This is a genomic window from Pseudomonas sp. LABIM340, assembly GCF_040017195.2.
Classification (GTDB): domain Bacteria; phylum Pseudomonadota; class Gammaproteobacteria; order Pseudomonadales; family Pseudomonadaceae; genus Pseudomonas.
Genome location: NZ_CM200227.1, coordinates 4925217 through 4940246, shown reverse-complemented (window position 1 = coordinate 4940246; position 15030 = coordinate 4925217). Strand labels below are relative to the sequence as shown.

The 15030-nt window shown below is 65.2% G+C and carries 15 protein-coding genes; 3 read left to right on the top strand and 12 right to left on the bottom strand.

Annotated features, from left to right (window positions below; translation table 11 throughout):
- Positions 1-41 precede the first annotated feature (41 nt).
- Positions 42-2120 carry a carboxy terminal-processing peptidase gene (locus ABKS89_RS22605; protein ID WP_348587154.1) on the bottom strand — a complete coding sequence of 693 codons (2079 nt, stop codon included), beginning with the start codon at positions 2118-2120 and terminating at the stop codon, positions 42-44.
- Between the two features lie 138 nt (positions 2121-2258).
- Here ABKS89_RS22605 and ABKS89_RS22600 point away from each other — a divergent pair, with 138 nt between their 5' ends.
- The gene (locus ABKS89_RS22600; protein WP_138215247.1) at positions 2259-3221 is read left to right on the top strand and encodes an NAD(P)H-quinone oxidoreductase; all 963 of its coding nucleotides are present in this window, start codon (positions 2259-2261) and stop codon (positions 3219-3221) included.
- Between the two features lie 40 nt (positions 3222-3261).
- A complete protein-coding gene (locus tag ABKS89_RS22595; protein WP_348587152.1) occupies positions 3262-4413 on the top strand; it encodes a site-2 protease family protein in 1152 nt (383 codons plus the stop codon).
- 27 nt (positions 4414-4440) lie between these two features.
- Here ABKS89_RS22595 and ABKS89_RS22590 read toward each other — a convergent pair whose 3' ends face one another.
- Genes ABKS89_RS22590 through ABKS89_RS22565 form a run of 6 tightly spaced genes read right to left on the bottom strand, consistent with a single transcriptional unit; the run spans position 4441 to position 9637 of the window.
- Positions 4441-5094, bottom strand: a complete 654-nt coding sequence (locus tag ABKS89_RS22590; RefSeq protein WP_348587151.1) for an HAD family hydrolase — start codon at positions 5092-5094, stop codon at positions 4441-4443.
- A complete protein-coding gene (locus ABKS89_RS22585) occupies positions 5094-6089 on the bottom strand; it encodes an ABC transporter ATP-binding protein (protein ID WP_348587149.1) in 996 nt (331 codons plus the stop codon). The genes ABKS89_RS22590 and ABKS89_RS22585 overlap by 1 nt, the downstream gene beginning before the upstream one ends.
- The gene (locus ABKS89_RS22580) at positions 6086-6889 is read right to left on the bottom strand and encodes an ABC transporter permease (protein WP_138215243.1); all 804 of its coding nucleotides are present in this window, start codon (positions 6887-6889) and stop codon (positions 6086-6088) included. The genes ABKS89_RS22585 and ABKS89_RS22580 overlap by 4 nt, the downstream gene beginning before the upstream one ends.
- Positions 6873-7715, bottom strand: a complete 843-nt coding sequence (locus ABKS89_RS22575; protein WP_348587148.1) for an ABC transporter permease — start codon at positions 7713-7715, stop codon at positions 6873-6875. The genes ABKS89_RS22580 and ABKS89_RS22575 overlap by 17 nt, the downstream gene beginning before the upstream one ends.
- Entirely contained in the window at positions 7712-8521 is an 810-nt protein-coding gene (locus ABKS89_RS22570; protein ID WP_138215241.1) for an alkaline phosphatase family protein, read from the bottom strand. Before ABKS89_RS22570 ends, ABKS89_RS22575 begins: the two co-directional genes overlap by 4 nt.
- Before the next feature lie 57 nt (positions 8522-8578).
- On the bottom strand, positions 8579-9637 hold the full coding sequence (locus ABKS89_RS22565; RefSeq protein ID WP_348587146.1) for an ABC transporter substrate-binding protein: 1059 nt from the start codon (positions 9635-9637) through the stop codon (positions 8579-8581).
- 329 nt (positions 9638-9966) lie between these two features.
- On the opposite strand from ABKS89_RS22565, the gene ABKS89_RS22560 reads away from it, so the two are divergent.
- Positions 9967-10683: a UTRA domain-containing protein gene (locus ABKS89_RS22560; protein WP_138215239.1), complete on the top strand. Its 717-nt coding sequence runs from the start codon at positions 9967-9969 to the stop codon at positions 10681-10683.
- Between the two features lie 54 nt (positions 10684-10737).
- On the opposite strand, the gene ABKS89_RS22555 is transcribed toward ABKS89_RS22560, so the two are convergent.
- The 5 genes from ABKS89_RS22555 to minC all read right to left on the bottom strand — a co-directional run bounded on the left by ABKS89_RS22555 (position 10738) and on the right by minC (position 14930).
- Positions 10738-12027 (bottom strand): M18 family aminopeptidase, encoded by a 1290-nt coding sequence (locus ABKS89_RS22555; RefSeq protein ID WP_348587145.1) that lies wholly within the window; start codon positions 12025-12027, stop codon positions 10738-10740.
- Positions 12028-12141: 114 nt separating this feature from the next.
- Positions 12142-12777, bottom strand: coding sequence for an RluA family pseudouridine synthase (locus ABKS89_RS22550; RefSeq protein ID WP_192430442.1), 636 nt, complete (start codon positions 12775-12777; stop codon positions 12142-12144).
- Between the two features lie 77 nt (positions 12778-12854).
- Positions 12855-13109: a cell division topological specificity factor MinE gene (gene minE / locus ABKS89_RS22545; protein ID WP_045210300.1), complete on the bottom strand. Its 255-nt coding sequence runs from the start codon at positions 13107-13109 to the stop codon at positions 12855-12857.
- On the bottom strand, positions 13106-13921 hold the full coding sequence (minD, locus tag ABKS89_RS22540; RefSeq protein WP_017522034.1) for a septum site-determining protein MinD: 816 nt from the start codon (positions 13919-13921) through the stop codon (positions 13106-13108). The genes minE and minD overlap by 4 nt, the downstream gene beginning before the upstream one ends.
- Before the next feature lie 61 nt (positions 13922-13982).
- Positions 13983-14930, bottom strand: a complete 948-nt coding sequence (minC, locus tag ABKS89_RS22535; RefSeq protein WP_348587144.1) for a septum site-determining protein MinC — start codon at positions 14928-14930, stop codon at positions 13983-13985.
- Positions 14931-15030: the final 100 nt, after the last annotated feature.

The window sequence follows — 15030 nt, the reverse complement described above, 5'->3', positions numbered from 1 at the left end:
TGCATTTCACGACAGCGTCATGACTGTTTGATTACATCCGATCAGTGTTTGGCGACCTGGGAGTCCAGATTCAGGTAGTCGATCAGGATGTGCCCGGACTCGGTGAGGTAGGCGTCGTCCTGCGGCTTGGTCTTGTCCTCTTCCGGCAGGGCGTTCTCGTCTTCCTTCTTCAGCTCCTTGAGCGGCTCCTGGCCCTTGGATTTGCGCAGGGCATTCTCCATGGCCAGCTGGCGGTTCTCGATGCTGGTCTGCTGGGCGCGACGCTTGGCTTCGTTGAGGCTGACGGTCTTCTCCTTCATCAGCTCCTGGGCCAGGGCGAGACGCTCGCGGGCATAGACGAAGTCCGCGTTGTGCTCGGTGCGCGCGTCGTGACGGGTGCGCAGCTGGTCGAGGAACGGCTTGAACGGATCGGCCTGGGCCTTCAGCGCGGGCTTGATGGTGTCCCACGGCATGGAGTCGGGCAGGGCGCTCTCGCCGATTTCCTTGTCGTCGACGATGGACGGGTAGGCGATGTCCGGGATCACGCCCTGGTGCTGGGTGCTCTGACCGGAGACGCGGTAGAACTTGGCCAGGGTCAGCTTCAGTTCGCCATGGTTCAGCGGCTGAATGGTCTGCACGGTGCCCTTGCCGAAGGTCTGGCCGCCGACGATGAGCGCGCGGTGGTAGTCCTGCATGGCACCAGCAAAGATCTCCGAAGCCGAGGCGGACAGACGGTTGACCAGCACGGTCATCGGGCCGTTGTAGAAGGCCTTGCCTTCGTCATCGTTGAGCACGTCGACACGGCCGTCGCTGTTGCGTACCAGCACGGTCGGGCCCTGGTCGATGAACAGACCGGTCAGCTCGGTGGCTTCCTGCAGGGAGCCGCCGCCGTTGTTGCGCAGATCGATGACGATACCGTCGACCTTGTCCTTCTGCAGTTCGGCGATGAGCTTCTTCACGTCGCGGGTCGTGGACTTGTAGTCCGGGTCGCCCGCACGGTAGGCCTTGAAGTCGAGGTAGAACGCGGGCACGTCGATGATGCCCAGCTTGTAGTTCTTGCCTTCGTGGTCGATGGTGATTTCCGACTTCTTCGCCGCCTGATCTTCCAGCTTCACCGCCTCGCGGGTGATGGTGACGATCTTGCTGGTCTGGTCGTTCGGCGCGTTGGTGGACGGGATCACTTCCAGGCGGACCTGCGAGCCTTTCGGACCGCGGATCAGCTTGACCACTTCATCCAGACGCCAGCCGACCACGTCGACCATCTCGCCCTTGCCCTGGGCGACGCCGATGATCTTGTCGGAAGTGGCGATCTGCTTGCTCTTCTCGGCGGGGCCGGCCGGTACCAGGCGCACGACTTTCACGTAGTCGTTGTCGCTCTGCAGTACGGCGCCGATGCCCTCCAGCGAGAGGCTCATGTTGATGTCGAAGTTTTCCGCGCTGTCCGGCGACAGGTACTGGGTGTGCGGATCGTAGGTCTGGGCGAAGGCGTTGATGTAGGCCTGGAAGATGTCTTCGCTGCGAGTCTGCTCCAGGCGCATCAGCTGATTCTTGTAGCGCTTGGTCAGCTGTTCCTGGATGGCCTTGTTGTCCTTGCCGGCGATCTTCAGGCGCAGGACTTCGTCCTTCACCTTCTTGCGCCAGAGGTCGTCGAGCGCGGCGCTGTCTTTCGCCCAGGGCGATTTCTCGCGGTCGATTTCCAGCGATTCGTCGGTGTTGAAGTCCATCTTGTCGACGCCCTTGTTCAGGGTGGCCAGGGCGAAGTCCAGGCGCTCCTTCAGGCGGTCGAGGTGGCGCTTGTAGATGGTGAAGCCGGGCTCCAGTTCGCCGCTTTTCAGGAAGTCGTCGAACTGGGTGCGCCAGGGCGCGAACTGGTCGATGTCGGCGGCGGTGAAGTACATGCGCGCCGGATCGAGAGTCTTCAGGTAGCTGTCGTAGATTTTCGCCGAGCGCTCGTCGTTCAGCGGCGGCTTGTTGTAGTGATGGCGCTTGAGCAGCTCAACGATGTTGAGGCTGGCGATCACCTGATCACGGTCGGGCTGCAGGCCATCCCAGACGTTCGGGCTGGTGGTCGCCGCGAACGAGGAAAAGGCGGTTGCGCCGAGGATGAACAACAGGGCGGTACGGGGCAAAAATCGCTTCATGCTGATTCGACTGATCGCGGAGTTATGACGCATATTAGGCCTTAATTGGCGGCGCCGGGTTCAATCGCAGGTGAATTCGGCGCGAAGAAAGGGCCCGACCTTACGGATCGGGCCCTGCGAAGTCACTATGGAGGCAGCGTGAACGCATTGCAAGGCATCGAAGGGCGAGTGGAGTGGGCCGAGCGCCCGAACCCGACTTGCGCACAGGGACAGATCCGAATCCAGGTCGCCGCCGCGGGACTCAACCGCGCCGACCTGTTGCAGGTGGCCGGTCTCTACCCGCCGCCGCCGGGGGCGAGCGACATCATCGGCCTGGAATGTTCCGGCGTGGTGACCGAGGTCGGCGCCGGCAGTACCTGGCAGGTGGGCGACCGCGTCTGTGCGCTGCTGGCCGGTGGCGGCATGGCCGAGGAAGTGGTGGTGGACGAACGCCATGCGCTGCCGGTGCCCGCCGGCCTGAGCCTGGCCGAAGCCGCCGCGCTGCCCGAGGTTTACGCCACGGCATGGCTGAACCTGTTCATGCTCGGTGCGCTGCAGCCCGGTGAGAAAGTCCTGCTGCACGCGGGCGCCAGCGGCGTTGGCTCGGCCGGCATCCAGCTGTGCAAGGCCTTCGGCAGCCCGTGCTGGGTGAGCGTCGGTTCGGCCGACCGTCTTGCCTATTGCGAGGGCCTTGGCGCCGAGGGTGGCGCCCTACGTGGCGAGAGCCTCGAATCGCTTCGGGATTTCGCTCCCTACGATGTGATCCTCGATCCGGTGGGCGCGAACTACGCCAAGCTGGACCTGGAAATTCTCGGCCGTGACGGTCGATGGGTGGTCATTGGCCTGATGGGCGGTCGCAAGGCCGAACTGGACCTTGCCCTGCTGCTGGGCAAGCGCATCCAGCTGATCGGCTCGACCCTGCGTTCGCGTGACGCCGACTACAAGGCGCAGCTGATCGCCGAGCTGGGACAGAAGGTCTGGCCGCTGTTCGAGTCCGGCAAACTCAGCCCGCAACTGGAGCGCACCTTCCCGGTCCGCGACGCGCAGAGCGCGTTCGACGCCCTGGCCAGCAACCAGGTGCAGGGCAAGGTGGTGGTGCTGATCGACGAAAGCCTGAGCTGATCAGGCGCTGGGCGCAGGAGCGGCCATGAGCGAGACAGGGATGTCGCAAAGCAGAATCGGCAATGCTGCCGGCCTCTGGTCACTGCCGGAGTGGCTCAACACGCCACTGCGGATGCTGACGATCTTCCTCGGCGGCGCGACAGGCGCGCTGGGCATAGCCCTGAGCATGCTCTCGATGCCCGCCGAGCCGGTGTGGATCGTCCCCGGCCTGCTGCTCGGCTTCGTGGCCATCTACCAGTCGATCTTCGTGCATGAATTCGGGCATCTCCTGGGCGCGCGCCTGGGGGGGATGACGGTGATGCGCCTGCGCGTCGGCCGCTGGGATTTCCGCATGCGGCGCCGGGGCTGGATTGTCAGCCGGCAGCCGAAGCACCCGCAGAAGCTCGCAGGCTATGTGATGGCGTTCGCCGACCCGCGGGGTCCCTGGCGGCGCCAGCATGTCTGGTTCAATGCTGGCGGGCCGTTGGCGAACCAGCTGGTGGCAGGGCTCGCGGGACTGCTTTCGCTGACGCTGGAGGACGGCCCGGTGCAGGGTCTCCTGCTCGCGGTGGCGGCGACCAATGCCTGCATGGGCGTCGCCAATCTGTTGCCGGTACAGGGCAAGCTCAAGCAGGTCAGCGATGGCTTGTGGCTGCTGCGCTGGTGGCGCGGGATGGATGCGGCACACCCGCAACTGGCCTTTGCCCGCTTGATGGGGCTGTCCTGCTCGGGGCTGTGCGCGGATCAGGTGCCCGAGGCGGACCTGCAGCTGCTGGAATCCCAGGAATCACCGATGCCGCTGGTGGCGCTGTACATCCGCCTGCGCGCGCTGCAGATCCAGGGCCGCTGGCAGGAAGCTGCTGCGCTGGATTCATCCTTCCAGACACAGCGCAACGCACTTCCTGAAGCGCTGCAGAAGGTGCTGTACGACATGCTCAGGTTGATCGGCGCCGAGCTGGCGTTCGCTCAGGCCGTGGCGTCCCGAAGTGCCCTCGGGCTGTTCGACGAGTTGCTGCCGCAGCGCCTGCAGCGCGAGTACACGAGCATCTGGGCGCGCTGCCTGGCGATGCGCGCCGCGGCGACGGGAGATCAGCAGGAGTTTCGCCGCCAGCTCGATCTCGCGGTAGCGTTTGCCCGGCAATCACCGGACCTCTCCCAGGAGACCGAAGAGCTGCGCATGCAGCAGCATCTGCTGGAGCTGTTGCCGGCCTGACGATTCAGGCAGGCCGGCACGTCGGGCTCACTTCCAGTTCAGAACGTCCCAACCCATCTTCTGCGCGTGCTCCAGCAGCACCGGATCAGCGTTCACCACGTGCGGCTTGCCCACCAGCTTGAGCAGCGGCAGGTCGTTGCGCGAGTCGGAGTAGAAGTGTGCTTCGGCCAGCGGGCTGTCGTCGCCCTCCAGCAGGTCGAGCAGGCGCAGCACCTTGCCTTCGCGGTAGGTCAGCACGCCCTCGGTGCGGCCGGTGTAGTGGCCGTTGAGAACTTCCAGGTCGATGGCCAGCACTTCGTCAATGCCGATGCGTTCGGCGATGGGCTGGACCAGGTGCACGCCCGAGGCGGAGATCACCAGCGGGCGGTCGCCGGCCTCGCGGTGGCGGGCGAGGGTGGCGCAGGCGTCGGTGTGGATCAGGGGCTCGATCACGTCCTCGACGAAGGTTCCGACTTCCCGCTCGATCTCATCCACGCTGCGCCCGGCCATCGGCTCCAGGGCGAAGGCCATGTAGTCCTCCATGGGCAGTTTGCCCAGCGCGTACTGCGCCATCAGTTCGGCGTCACGCTTGAGGAACGACTCCGCGTCCACCCAGCCCAGATCGGCCATGCGCTGGCTCCACAGGCTCGCGCAGTCGCCGTCGATCAGGGTGTCGTCGAGGTCGAATATCACCAGGGCCATCAGGCCACCTCCCGAATGCTTTCAAGGTCGATTTGCAGGCCAAGCTGGGTGCCGGCCGGGTACAGGCGCTCGGCGCTGCGATTGAGGACGTCCACGGTCAGCTCGACGCCACTGGCGTCGACCCGGTAGCGGATCACGTTGCCCAGCAGGCTGTGGGAGAGTACCCGAACCGGGATGCCTTCGCCCGGCTCCACGCTCAGGCGCAGGGACTCGGGGCGAATCGCCACCTGCTGGCGGAACGGGCGGTCCAGCAGCTTCGTCGCCTGGGCCGCATCGAGCAGGTTGTAGTTGCCGATGAAGCCGGCGGCGAAGGCGTTCTCCGGCGCGGTGTAGAGCGTCTCGGCGTCGCCGCTCTGGACGATGCGCCCGGCGTTCATCAGCACGATGCGGTCGGACAATGTCAGGGCTTCTTCCTGGTCGTGGGTGACGAACACCGTGGTCAGTTTCAGCTCCTGCTGGATGCGGCGGATCTGCTCACGCAGGTGTTTGCGGATGCGCGCGTCCAGCGCCGACAGAGGTTCGTCGAGCAGCAGCAGGCGCGGGCGGGTGACCAGGGAGCGGGCGAGGGCGACGCGCTGGCACTGGCCGCCGGACAGCTGGTGCGGATAGCGCGCCGCCAGCGGGCCGAGCTCGACCATTTCCAGTGCTTCACGCACGCGCTGGGCGGACTCTGCTGCGGGCACCTTCTGCATGCGCAGGCCGAAGGCAACGTTCTGCTCCACGGTCATGTTGGGGAACAGCGCGTAGCTCTGGAACACCATGGCGATGCCGCGCTTCTGCGGGCTTTTCGGCACGATGTCTTCGCCGTCCAGCAGGATACGCCCGCTGTCCACCGCAGTGAGGCCGGCGATGCAGCGCAGCAGGGTGGACTTGCCGCAGCCGCTGGGGCCGAGCAGGGTGACGAATTCGCCGCGCTCGGCGGCAAAGTCGATGTCCTGGAATACCGTGGTGCTGCCGTAGCTCTTGTTCAGTGTCTCGACGCTGAGGAAGCTCATGTCTTGTCCTTCTTTTCGCTATCAGAGCCAAGTCTATTCGCCGCCCAGGTGAGCAGCAGGACGAAGAGGAAGTAGGAGACCACCACCGCGCTGGTGTAGTGGCCACTGCTGTTGCGCATGTTGTTGAGGAACACCTGCAGCGTCTCGTAGCGGGTGCCCACCAGCAGGTTGGCGAAGACGAACTCGCCGATGAGGAAGCTGAAGGACAGGAACAGCGCCACCATCAGACCCTTGCGCAGGTTCGGCAGCACTACCAGCAGGGCGGCCTGCCAGGTGCTGGCGCCGAGCAGGTGGGCGGCGTCCATCAGGTCGTGCAGATTGATCGCCTGCAGGTTGTTGCTGATCGCCCGGTACATGAAGGGCAGGGCGATGGTGAAGTAGCAGCCGATGAGGATCCATGGCGTGCCCACGATAGGCACCGGGCCCGAGGCGTAGAGCTGCAGCAGGCCGACCGAGGACACCACCGGTGGTACCGCGAAGGGCAGCAGGATCAGCACGTTCATCAGCGCGTCCAGGCGCGGGAAGTAGTAGTGGATGACGAACATCAGCGGCAGCACCAGCACCACGCTGAGGATCAGCGCGCCGAAGCACACCAGCAGCGACTGGCCGAAGGCGACGAGGAAGCGCGGGTCGCTCCACAGGGTCAGGAACCACTTCAGGGTCAGCCCGTCCGGCAGCACGCTGGCGCTCCACGAAGTGGCCAGCGAGTAGAGCAGGGTGGCGGCCAGTGGCACCAGCAGGATCAGGAACAGCGCATAGACCACCACGCGGTGGTACAGCGGGCTAGCGTTTCTCGACATGGTAGCTCCGGCGCAGCAGCCACTGGTGGGCCAGGGTAATGATGCTCATCAGGCCGACCAGCACCATCGCCAGCGCACTGGCCATGTTCGGGTCGAGGAACACGTCGCCCGAGACCAGCCCGGCGATGCGGATCGGCACCACGTTGAAGTTGCCGGTGGTCAGCGAGTAGACCGTGGCGTAGGCGCCCAGTGCGTTGGCCAGCAGGATGACGAAGGTGCCCAGCAGCGCAGGCGTCAGCACCGGGATACCGATGTGCCGCCAGAACGCCCACTGGCTGGCGCCCAGCAGCGCGGCGGACTCGCGCCAGTCCTCGCGCAGGGCGTCGAAGGCCGGGTAGAGCAGCATCACCCCCAGGGGAATCTGGAAGTAGGTGTAGAGGATGATCAGGCCTGTCTTCGAATAGAGGTTGAAGTCCTGGATCAGCCCCGCCTGTTTCAGCAGCAGCGTGATGGCGCCGTTGAAGCCGAGGATGATGATGAAGGCGAAGGCCAGCGGCACCCCGGCGAAGTTGCTGGTCATGTTGGCGAAGGCCATCACGAAGTCGCGCAGCTTGCTGTCCACCTGGCGCAGCGAGTAGCTGCCAAGGATGGCGATGGTCAGCCCGATCAGGCTCGACCAGACAGAAATCTCCAGGCTGTAGCGGATCGCCTGCAGGTAGAACGGCGAACCGAAGATTTCGCTGAAATTGGCCAGGCCCCAGCCGTCGCCGGTGCGCACGCTGTTGATCATCACCCACAGCAATGGTGCGAGCTGGAAGGCGAAGAAGAACAGCGCGAAGGGCAGCAGGCAGAGCAGGGCGAAGAGTTTTCCGCTGTTCGATCTCATGCCTTGAGCAACTCCCGGCAGACCGGTTTGTCGTGGGTGGCGCCGAGGATCTCGCACAGCGTGCCGCAGAGTTCGATCTGGCGCGGGCGCGCCTGGTCATCGAGGCTGAACGCCTCGCCAAAGACGAACAGTGGCACTTCGCGCTCCTCGGGGAGGATGCCGCCGTGGCTGCGGTCGTCGTTCATGCCGTGGTCGGCGGTGACCATCACCTGGTAGCCGGCGGCCAGCCACTGGTGCAGGTACTCGGAGAGGATGATGTCGACGTGCCGTGCGCTGTTGCGGTACTGCGGCGTGCCCAGTCCGTGCTTGTGGCCGGCGTCGTCGATGTTCATCGGGTGCACCAGCAGGCAGTTCGGCGCATGCCGGCGGCGCAGCGACTCGGCATCGGTGAACAGGTGCGAGTCGGGGTAATGGTCCGTCCAGTAGAAGTGGCCGTGCTGGATCGGCAGGGATTCGTCGTCGGTGTGACGGTCGCGCGCCGGGTCGAACGGCGTGCGGTTGTACAGCTCGCTGACCCAGTTGTAGGCCGCTGCGGCGGTCGTCAGGCCGGCATCGCGGGCGTAGTGGAACAGGCTGCGCTGGTTGGACAGGCGCGACACGTCGTTGTGCAGGATGCCGCTGTCGATGGGGCGCACGCCGGTGAGGATGCATTCGTACAACGGGCGCGACAGCGAAGGCAGCTCACATTCGAGCCTATAGAGCTGGCCGCGGCCGGCGTTGCACAGGGCCTGCAGGTGGCCCATGCAGTCATGGGCGACGCTGTAGTTGAGGCCGTCGAGGACGACCAGGATGACGTCGTGGCGCATGGGGCGGGGCCTTCGTTGAAACGCGGCCGCCCCGGCGCGAACCGGGGCGGCTGGGCGTCATTGCATGTTGATGATGACGTTTTCCTGCCACAGGCGCGGCAGACGCTTGGAGGTCTCTTCCCAGGCCTTGGGGTCCTTGATCGGCTGGGCCTTGGCGTACTGCTCGTTGGGCAGCAGCTTGGCCTTCACGTCATCCGGCAGGGTCAGGTGCTCGGCGCGGATCGGACGGGCATTGCCCTTGGCCAGGTTGATCTGCCCGGCGTCGCTGAAGATGTACTCGCGAGCCAGCTTGGCGGCGCTCGGGTTCTTCGCGTATTTGTTGATGATGGTGGTGTAGCCGGAGATCACCGAGCCATCGGAGGGGATCAGTACCTCGAAGCGAGTCGGGTCGATCTGGTCGCGGTAGCTCAGGCCGTTGAAGTCCCAGACGATGCCGACTTCCACTTCACCCTTTTCCAGGGTGTTGATCACCGGGTTGGTCAGCGACAGGCGACCCTGCTTGGCCAACTGGGCGAAGAACTCCAGGCCCGGCTTGATGTTCTTCTCGTCGCCGCCGTTGGCGATGCTCGCGGCCAGTACGCCGTTCACGGCCTGGGCCGCGGCGCTGACGTCACCGATGGTGACCTTGTACTTGCCCTTGAGCAGGTCGGCCCAGCTGTGCGGCACGTCCTTCACCAGCTGCTTGTTGACGATGAAGGCGATGGTGCCGGTGTAGGCGAGCGCCCAGTGGCCGTCCTTGTCCTTCGCCCATTCCGGGACCTGGTCCCAGGTGCTGGGCTTGTAGGGCTGGCTGACGTCCATCTGCTGGGCGATAGGGCCGAAGGCGGCGCCGACGTCGCCGATGTCGGCGCTGGCGTTTTCCTTCTCGGCCTTGAACTTGGCCAGTTCCTGGGCCGAGCTCATGTCGGTGTCCATGTGCTTGAGGCCGTACTTGCTTTCCAGGTCCTTCCAGGTGTCCTTCCAGTTCGCCCAGCTGTCGGGCATGCCCACGCTGTTGACCTGGCCTTCCTTGCGGGCGGCGGCTTCCAGCGATTGCAGATCGGCGTTGGCCGCCATGGCGAGGCCGCTGCCCAAGGCAATGGCCGATCCCAGCAGTGAAGCAAGCAAGCGTTTCATTCGGTGCTCCTTCGGATGAAGTTCGGTTTTTCAGCGTGGTCTAGATCAGCAAGACGCAGGCCAATCTAAGCGGGGCGGATGACAGTTTGATGTAAGCCCCAGGCGCGCCGGCCTGGCCTCGAGCTGCCGGCGGGTCGTCGGGGAAAAGCGTAGACCATCGCCAATGCCTTGATCCGCCTGGTCTACGCTGGTGTCGTTAACTGGCATGGGCGCTGCTTGCAAAGGCATTGTCACGGGACGGTCATCGGGCTTTCCTAGGATGACCGCACCCCGTCGGGGGAAAGAAATGCCCTGTTCTGGGGCTGGACTAGTCCAAAAGAGGGAATCGAATGCGCGATACGGCGCTACCCACGGTCACGGCTATCTGCCGCGCACTCATCGAGCAGATCGACAGCGGGCTGCTCAGCGCCGGCGGCAAGCTGCCGGCCGAGCGCAAGCTGAGCGAACTGTTCGACACGACGCGGATCACCCTGCGCGAGGCGCTGGGGCAACTGGAGGCCCAGGGGCTGATCTACCGCGAGGAGCGCCGCGGCTGGTTCGTCTCGCCGCCGCGCCTGCTGTACAACCCGCTGGTGCGCAGCCACTACCACGCCATGGTGGAAGGGCAGGGCCGGGTGCCGGCGACCGAGGTGCTGTCGGCCCGGCAGATTCCGGCCAGCGCGGCGATCTGCGAGCTGCTGGAGCTGCCGGCGCTGTCCAGCGTCTACCAGATTCGCCGGCTGCGGCGAGTGGATGGGCGGTTGGTGCTCTACGTCGAGCATTACCTCAACCCGGCGTACTTCCCCGGCATCCTCGACAGCGACCTGACCTGCTCGCTCACTGAGCTTTACGCCAGCCGCTATGACATCCGCTACGGCCGCGTGCGCTTCGACATGGTGCCCACTGCCCTGCACGGCGAGGCGGCCAGCGTGCTGCGCGTCGCCGAGGGCAGCCCGGCGCTGCGCATCACCCGCATCAACGGCGACCAGCACGGGCGCATCATCGATTGCGACCTGGAGTTCTGGCGGCACGATGCCATCCACGTTAGCGTGGAAGTGCCGGATTGATTACAGGAGCGAAGTGCTGGAAGAAAAACGCCCGGCTTTTGCCGGGCGTTCGGGTCAGGGCAGGTCGGCGCTGTCGTAGAAGGCGCTGAGTACCTTGGCCAGGTAGTGCAGGTCCTGGCTGCCGGCCAGCTCGCGGATCGAGTGCATGGCGAAGGTTGGCAGGCCGATGTCGACCGTGCGCACGCCGATCTGGCTGGCGGTGATCGGGCCGATGGTCGAGCCGCAACCCATGTCGCTGCGGGTCACGAAGCTCTGCACCGGCACTTCGTTTTCCAGGCACAGGTGGCGGAAGAAACCGGCGGTCTCGCTGTTGGTGGCGTAGCGCTGGTTGCTGTTGATCTTGATCACCGGGCCGCCGTTGAGCTTCGGGCCGTGGTTGCCGTCGTGCTTGTCGGCGTAGTTCGGGTGCACGCCGTGGGCGTTGTCGGCGGAGACCAGCAGTGAGCGCTGCACGGTGCGGGTGAAGGCATCGCCCTCGGGCAGCAGGCGGCGCAGCACCTGCTCCAGGAATGGGCCGTCGGCGCCGCAGGCGGAGCAGGAACCCACTTCTTCGTGATCGGTGCAGACCAGCACGCCGCTCTGCTCGTCGCTGCTGCCCAGCAGGGCCTGCAAGCCGGCGAAGCAGGACAGCAGGTTGTCCAGGCGGGCGCCAGCGATGAAGGCCTGGTCGAGGCCGATCACGGCGGCGCGCTGGGTGTCGTAGAAGCTCAGCTCGTAGTCGAGGATGGCGTCGGCGGTGATGCCGTGCTCCAGCTGCAGCTGTTCGCCGAGCAGGTCACGGAAGTCGCGGGTCTCGCCAGCGGCGACCTGGGCGAGGATCGGCGGCAGTTCGGTCTGCGCGTTGATCGACCAGCCCATGTTGGCTTCGCGGTTGAGGTGGATCGCCAGGTTCGGGATCACCGCGATGGGCGCTTTGAAATCGATCAGCTTGCTCTCGACCTTGCCGGCCAGGCGGAAGGTGACGCGGCCGGCCAGGGACAGGTCGCGGTCGAACCAGGGAGCGAACAGCGCGCCGCCATAGACTTCGACGCCCAGCTGCCAGTAGCCGTTGCGCACCAGCTCGGGGTTCGGCTTGACGCGCAGGCAGGGGCTGTCGGTGTGCGCGCCGACCAGGCGCAGGCCGTTCTCCAGCAAGGGCGCTGTGCCCAGCTTGAAGGCGATCAGCGAGGAGTCGTTGCGGGTGACGTAATAGCGACCACCGGCTTCGGTGCGCCAGGCGTCGCGCTCGTCCAGGCGCTGGTAGCCGGCCTCTTCGAGACGAAGGGCGAGGGCCTGGGTGGCGTGGAAGGGGGTGGGGGAGGCCGCGAGGAAATCGATCAGGCCCTGGTTGAGTTCTGTACGCATGGGTAACTCCGGACAGCGAATGGCCGGAAGTTTAACGTAAATGCGCGAATCTGCGGCCTGGGGGCGGGGTGTCGGGCGTACAACCGTTCACGGTTGCACGCCGATCAGAAGCGGTCAGAACGGCGCAGGCGACTCGAAGCGCAGGCGCTCGCCGGTCTGCGGGTGGGTCAGGGCCAGCATGCTGGCGTGCAGGCACAGACGATCGCGCAGTTCCAGGGCTTCGCCTTCGGCATACAGACGGTCACCCAGCAGCGGGTGGCCGATGGTCAGCATGTGCACGCGGAGCTGATGAGAACGGCCGGTAATCGGCGTGAGTTCGACGCGGCTCCAGTTGCCGTGGCGCTCCATGACGCGCCAGAAGGTCAGCGCATGGCGGCCCTGCTCGAAGTCCACCACGTGGCGCGGCTTGGTCGGAGGGTCGTAGCGCAGCGGTGCTTCGATGCGGCCGCTGTCCAGCGCAGGTTCGCCCCAGCACAACGCGGTGTAGGCCTTCTCGGTCTCGCGGTCGTGGAACTGGCGGGACAGCTCGCGGTGGCTGTCGGCGTCGCGGGCCAGCACGATCAGGCCGGAGGTTTCCCAGTCTAGGCGGTGGACGATGCGCGCTTCCGGGTAGCCGTTCTCCTGCAGGCGGGTGATCAGGCAGTCCTTGTTGTCGTCCGCGCGGCCGGGCACGGAGAGCAGCAGGGTGGGCTTGTTCACCACCAGGAGGGCGGCGTCCTCATGGACGAATTCGATCTGGGAAAGCGGCATGGAAGCTCGTACGCGAAAGTAAGTGAGACAGAAACGACTGCGGCGGCCGAAGCCGCCGCAGATTCACCCGGGCCGGATCAACGCTCCGGCAGGGTGATGTTGAGTTCCAGGATCGAACAGCTGCCCTGGTTGGCCAGCTCGACCTGGACTTGTTCCTGGTCGATGGGCACGTATTTGCGGATCACTTCCAGCAGGTCTTTCTGCAGCTGCGGGAGGTAGTCCGGTTGCGAACGGTTGCCGCGCTCGTGGGCGACGATGATCTGGAGTCTTTCTTTCGCGATGGATGCGCTGTTTTGCGCCTTCCGGCTGCGGAAGAAATCTAAAAGGCTCATTCACGTCCTCCGAACAGTCGTTGCAGGAATCCTTTCTTCTGCACGTCGAGGAAACGGTGGGGCATTTCTTTGCCCAGCAGTCGCTCGACGGCGTCGCTGTACGCCTGGCCGGCATCACTTTCTTCGTCGAGGATGACCGGTACGCCCTGGTTGGATGCCTTGAGCACCGCCTGGGATTCCGGGATCACGCCGAGCAGACGGATGGCCAGGATTTCCTCGACGTCTTCGACGCCGAGCATTTCGCCCTTGGTGACACGCTCGGGGTTGTAGCGGGTCAGCAGCAGGTGTTCCTTGATCGCGTCCTCGCCTTTCTCGGCGCGGGCGGATTTGCTGGCCAGCAGGCCGAGCATGCGGTCGGAGTCGCGGACCGAGGAAACTTCCGGGTTGGTCACGACGATCGCCTCATCGGCGTAGTACATGGCCAGGTGGGCACCTTTCTCGATGCCGGCCGGGGAGTCGCAGATCACGTAGTCGAAGGACTGCTTGAGTTCTTCGATGACCTTGCCGACGCCTTCCTGGGTGAGTGCGTCCTTGTCGCGGGTCTGGCTGGCGGCCAGCACGAACAGGTTCTCGAGGCGCTTGTCCTTGATCAGGGCCTGGGTGAGGGTCGCTTCGCCGTTGATGACGTTGACGAAGTCGTAAACCACGCGGCGTTCGCAGCCCATGATCAGGTCGAGGTTACGCAGGCCTACGTCGAAGTCGACGATGACGGTCTTGTGGCCGCGCAGGGCCAGGCCGGTGCCGATGGCTGCGCTGGTGGTGGTTTTACCGACGCCACCCTTACCGGAAGTGACTACGAGGATCTTGGCCAAGGTGATTCACCCCAAAGAAAAAACGAAGAATTCTGGTCCCTGAAAGTCGCGGCAGTATCCGTTAAAGGCGGGTGATGTTCAACACGTCACCCGACAGGCTGACGTGCACCGCCTGCCCCCATTGCGGACTGCGTCGAAGGTCTTCGGCGACCTTGTAATTACCAGCGATGGACACGAGTTCCGCGGCCAGTTGCTGGCAGAAAATCCGCGCGCTGGTGTCGCCCTTGACACCGGCCAGGGCACGACCGCGCATCGGACCGTACACATGGATATTTCCGTCGGCGAGAAGTTCCGCACCCGGGCTGACGGGAGCGAGCACGATCAGGTCACCGCCGGCGGCATAGATCTGCACGCCGCCGCGTACCGGGGTGGTCACCAGCTTGGTCGGGCGGACGACCGGCGCCGGCGGCTCGGCAGGCTTTTCCGGGGCAGCTTCTGCTGCGGCTTCCTGTGCTTCGGCGGTTGCCTCGGCAGCGGCGTCGACCGGCTTCTCGGTTTTGGCCTCGGCGGGTTGCTCAGCCGGCTTCTCCACGCTTTTGTCGGTCTGCACGCCAGCGCCGGCGGCCTGCTCGACGACTTTCTCGGAGAGCTTCTCGCCACGCGGGCGACGTACTGGCGCGGCGCCAGTCACCTGCGGGACGGCATCCTTTGGCTCGACCGCACGCTCGCGGGAGGAGCCCGACGGCGGCAGCACGGGGATGTCGAACATGGTGGCCAGGCGGATGTCTTCCTCGCGGCTGGCGCGGATGGCCAGGGTGCGCAGGCCGTGGCGGCGGCAGATGTCCAGCACGCCTTGCAGATCGAGCTGGCCTTCGCCGTCGGGCAACTTGTCCAGCGCCAGCACCAGAGGGGTGTCGCGGAAGAAGTTGGGCGCCTGGGCGACCTTGTCGGCGAGCTGGCGGTCCAGGCGCGGCAGGTCATTGTGGGCCAGTTCCAGAACGGTGACGGCCAGCATGCTGCCCTTGAGCTGGAATACGGGATCGTGGTCGAGAAGGTCAGCTTGGCTCATGGTCGGACTGCGTCATCAAAATGGTTGGACTTATAGCGGACCGCCCCGGCAGCCGCAAGCGTGGCCGATTGCTAGGCCTCACGGCAGGCACAGGACGTGT

What these genes read in the sequence shown, in the direction of transcription:
- ABKS89_RS22605 (WP_348587154.1), bottom strand. Translation starts at nt 2,120, where the DNA reads ATGAAGCGATTTTTGCCCCGTACCGCCCTGTTGTTCATCCTCGGCGCA.
- ABKS89_RS22595 (WP_348587152.1), top strand. Translation starts at nt 3,262, where the DNA reads ATGTCGCAAAGCAGAATCGGCAATGCTGCCGGCCTCTGGTCACTGCCG.
- ABKS89_RS22590 (WP_348587151.1), bottom strand. Translation starts at nt 5,094, where the DNA reads ATGGCCCTGGTGATATTCGACCTCGACGACACCCTGATCGACGGCGAC.
- ABKS89_RS22585 (WP_348587149.1), bottom strand. Translation starts at nt 6,089, where the DNA reads ATGAGCTTCCTCAGCGTCGAGACACTGAACAAGAGCTACGGCAGCACC.
- ABKS89_RS22580 (WP_138215243.1), bottom strand. Translation starts at nt 6,889, where the DNA reads ATGTCGAGAAACGCTAGCCCGCTGTACCACCGCGTGGTGGTCTATGCG.
- ABKS89_RS22575 (WP_348587148.1), bottom strand. Translation starts at nt 7,715, where the DNA reads ATGAGATCGAACAGCGGAAAACTCTTCGCCCTGCTCTGCCTGCTGCCC.
- ABKS89_RS22570 (WP_138215241.1), bottom strand. Translation starts at nt 8,521, where the DNA reads ATGCGCCACGACGTCATCCTGGTCGTCCTCGACGGCCTCAACTACAGC.
- ABKS89_RS22565 (WP_348587146.1), bottom strand. Translation starts at nt 9,637, where the DNA reads ATGAAACGCTTGCTTGCTTCACTGCTGGGATCGGCCATTGCCTTGGGC.
- ABKS89_RS22560 (WP_138215239.1), top strand. Translation starts at nt 9,967, where the DNA reads ATGCGCGATACGGCGCTACCCACGGTCACGGCTATCTGCCGCGCACTC.
- ABKS89_RS22555 (WP_348587145.1), bottom strand. Translation starts at nt 12,027, where the DNA reads ATGCGTACAGAACTCAACCAGGGCCTGATCGATTTCCTCGCGGCCTCC.
- ABKS89_RS22550 (WP_192430442.1), bottom strand. Translation starts at nt 12,777, where the DNA reads ATGCCGCTTTCCCAGATCGAATTCGTCCATGAGGACGCCGCCCTCCTG.
- minE (WP_045210300.1), bottom strand. Translation starts at nt 13,109, where the DNA reads ATGAGCCTTTTAGATTTCTTCCGCAGCCGGAAGGCGCAAAACAGCGCA.
- minC (WP_348587144.1), bottom strand. Translation starts at nt 14,930, where the DNA reads ATGAGCCAAGCTGACCTTCTCGACCACGATCCCGTATTCCAGCTCAAG.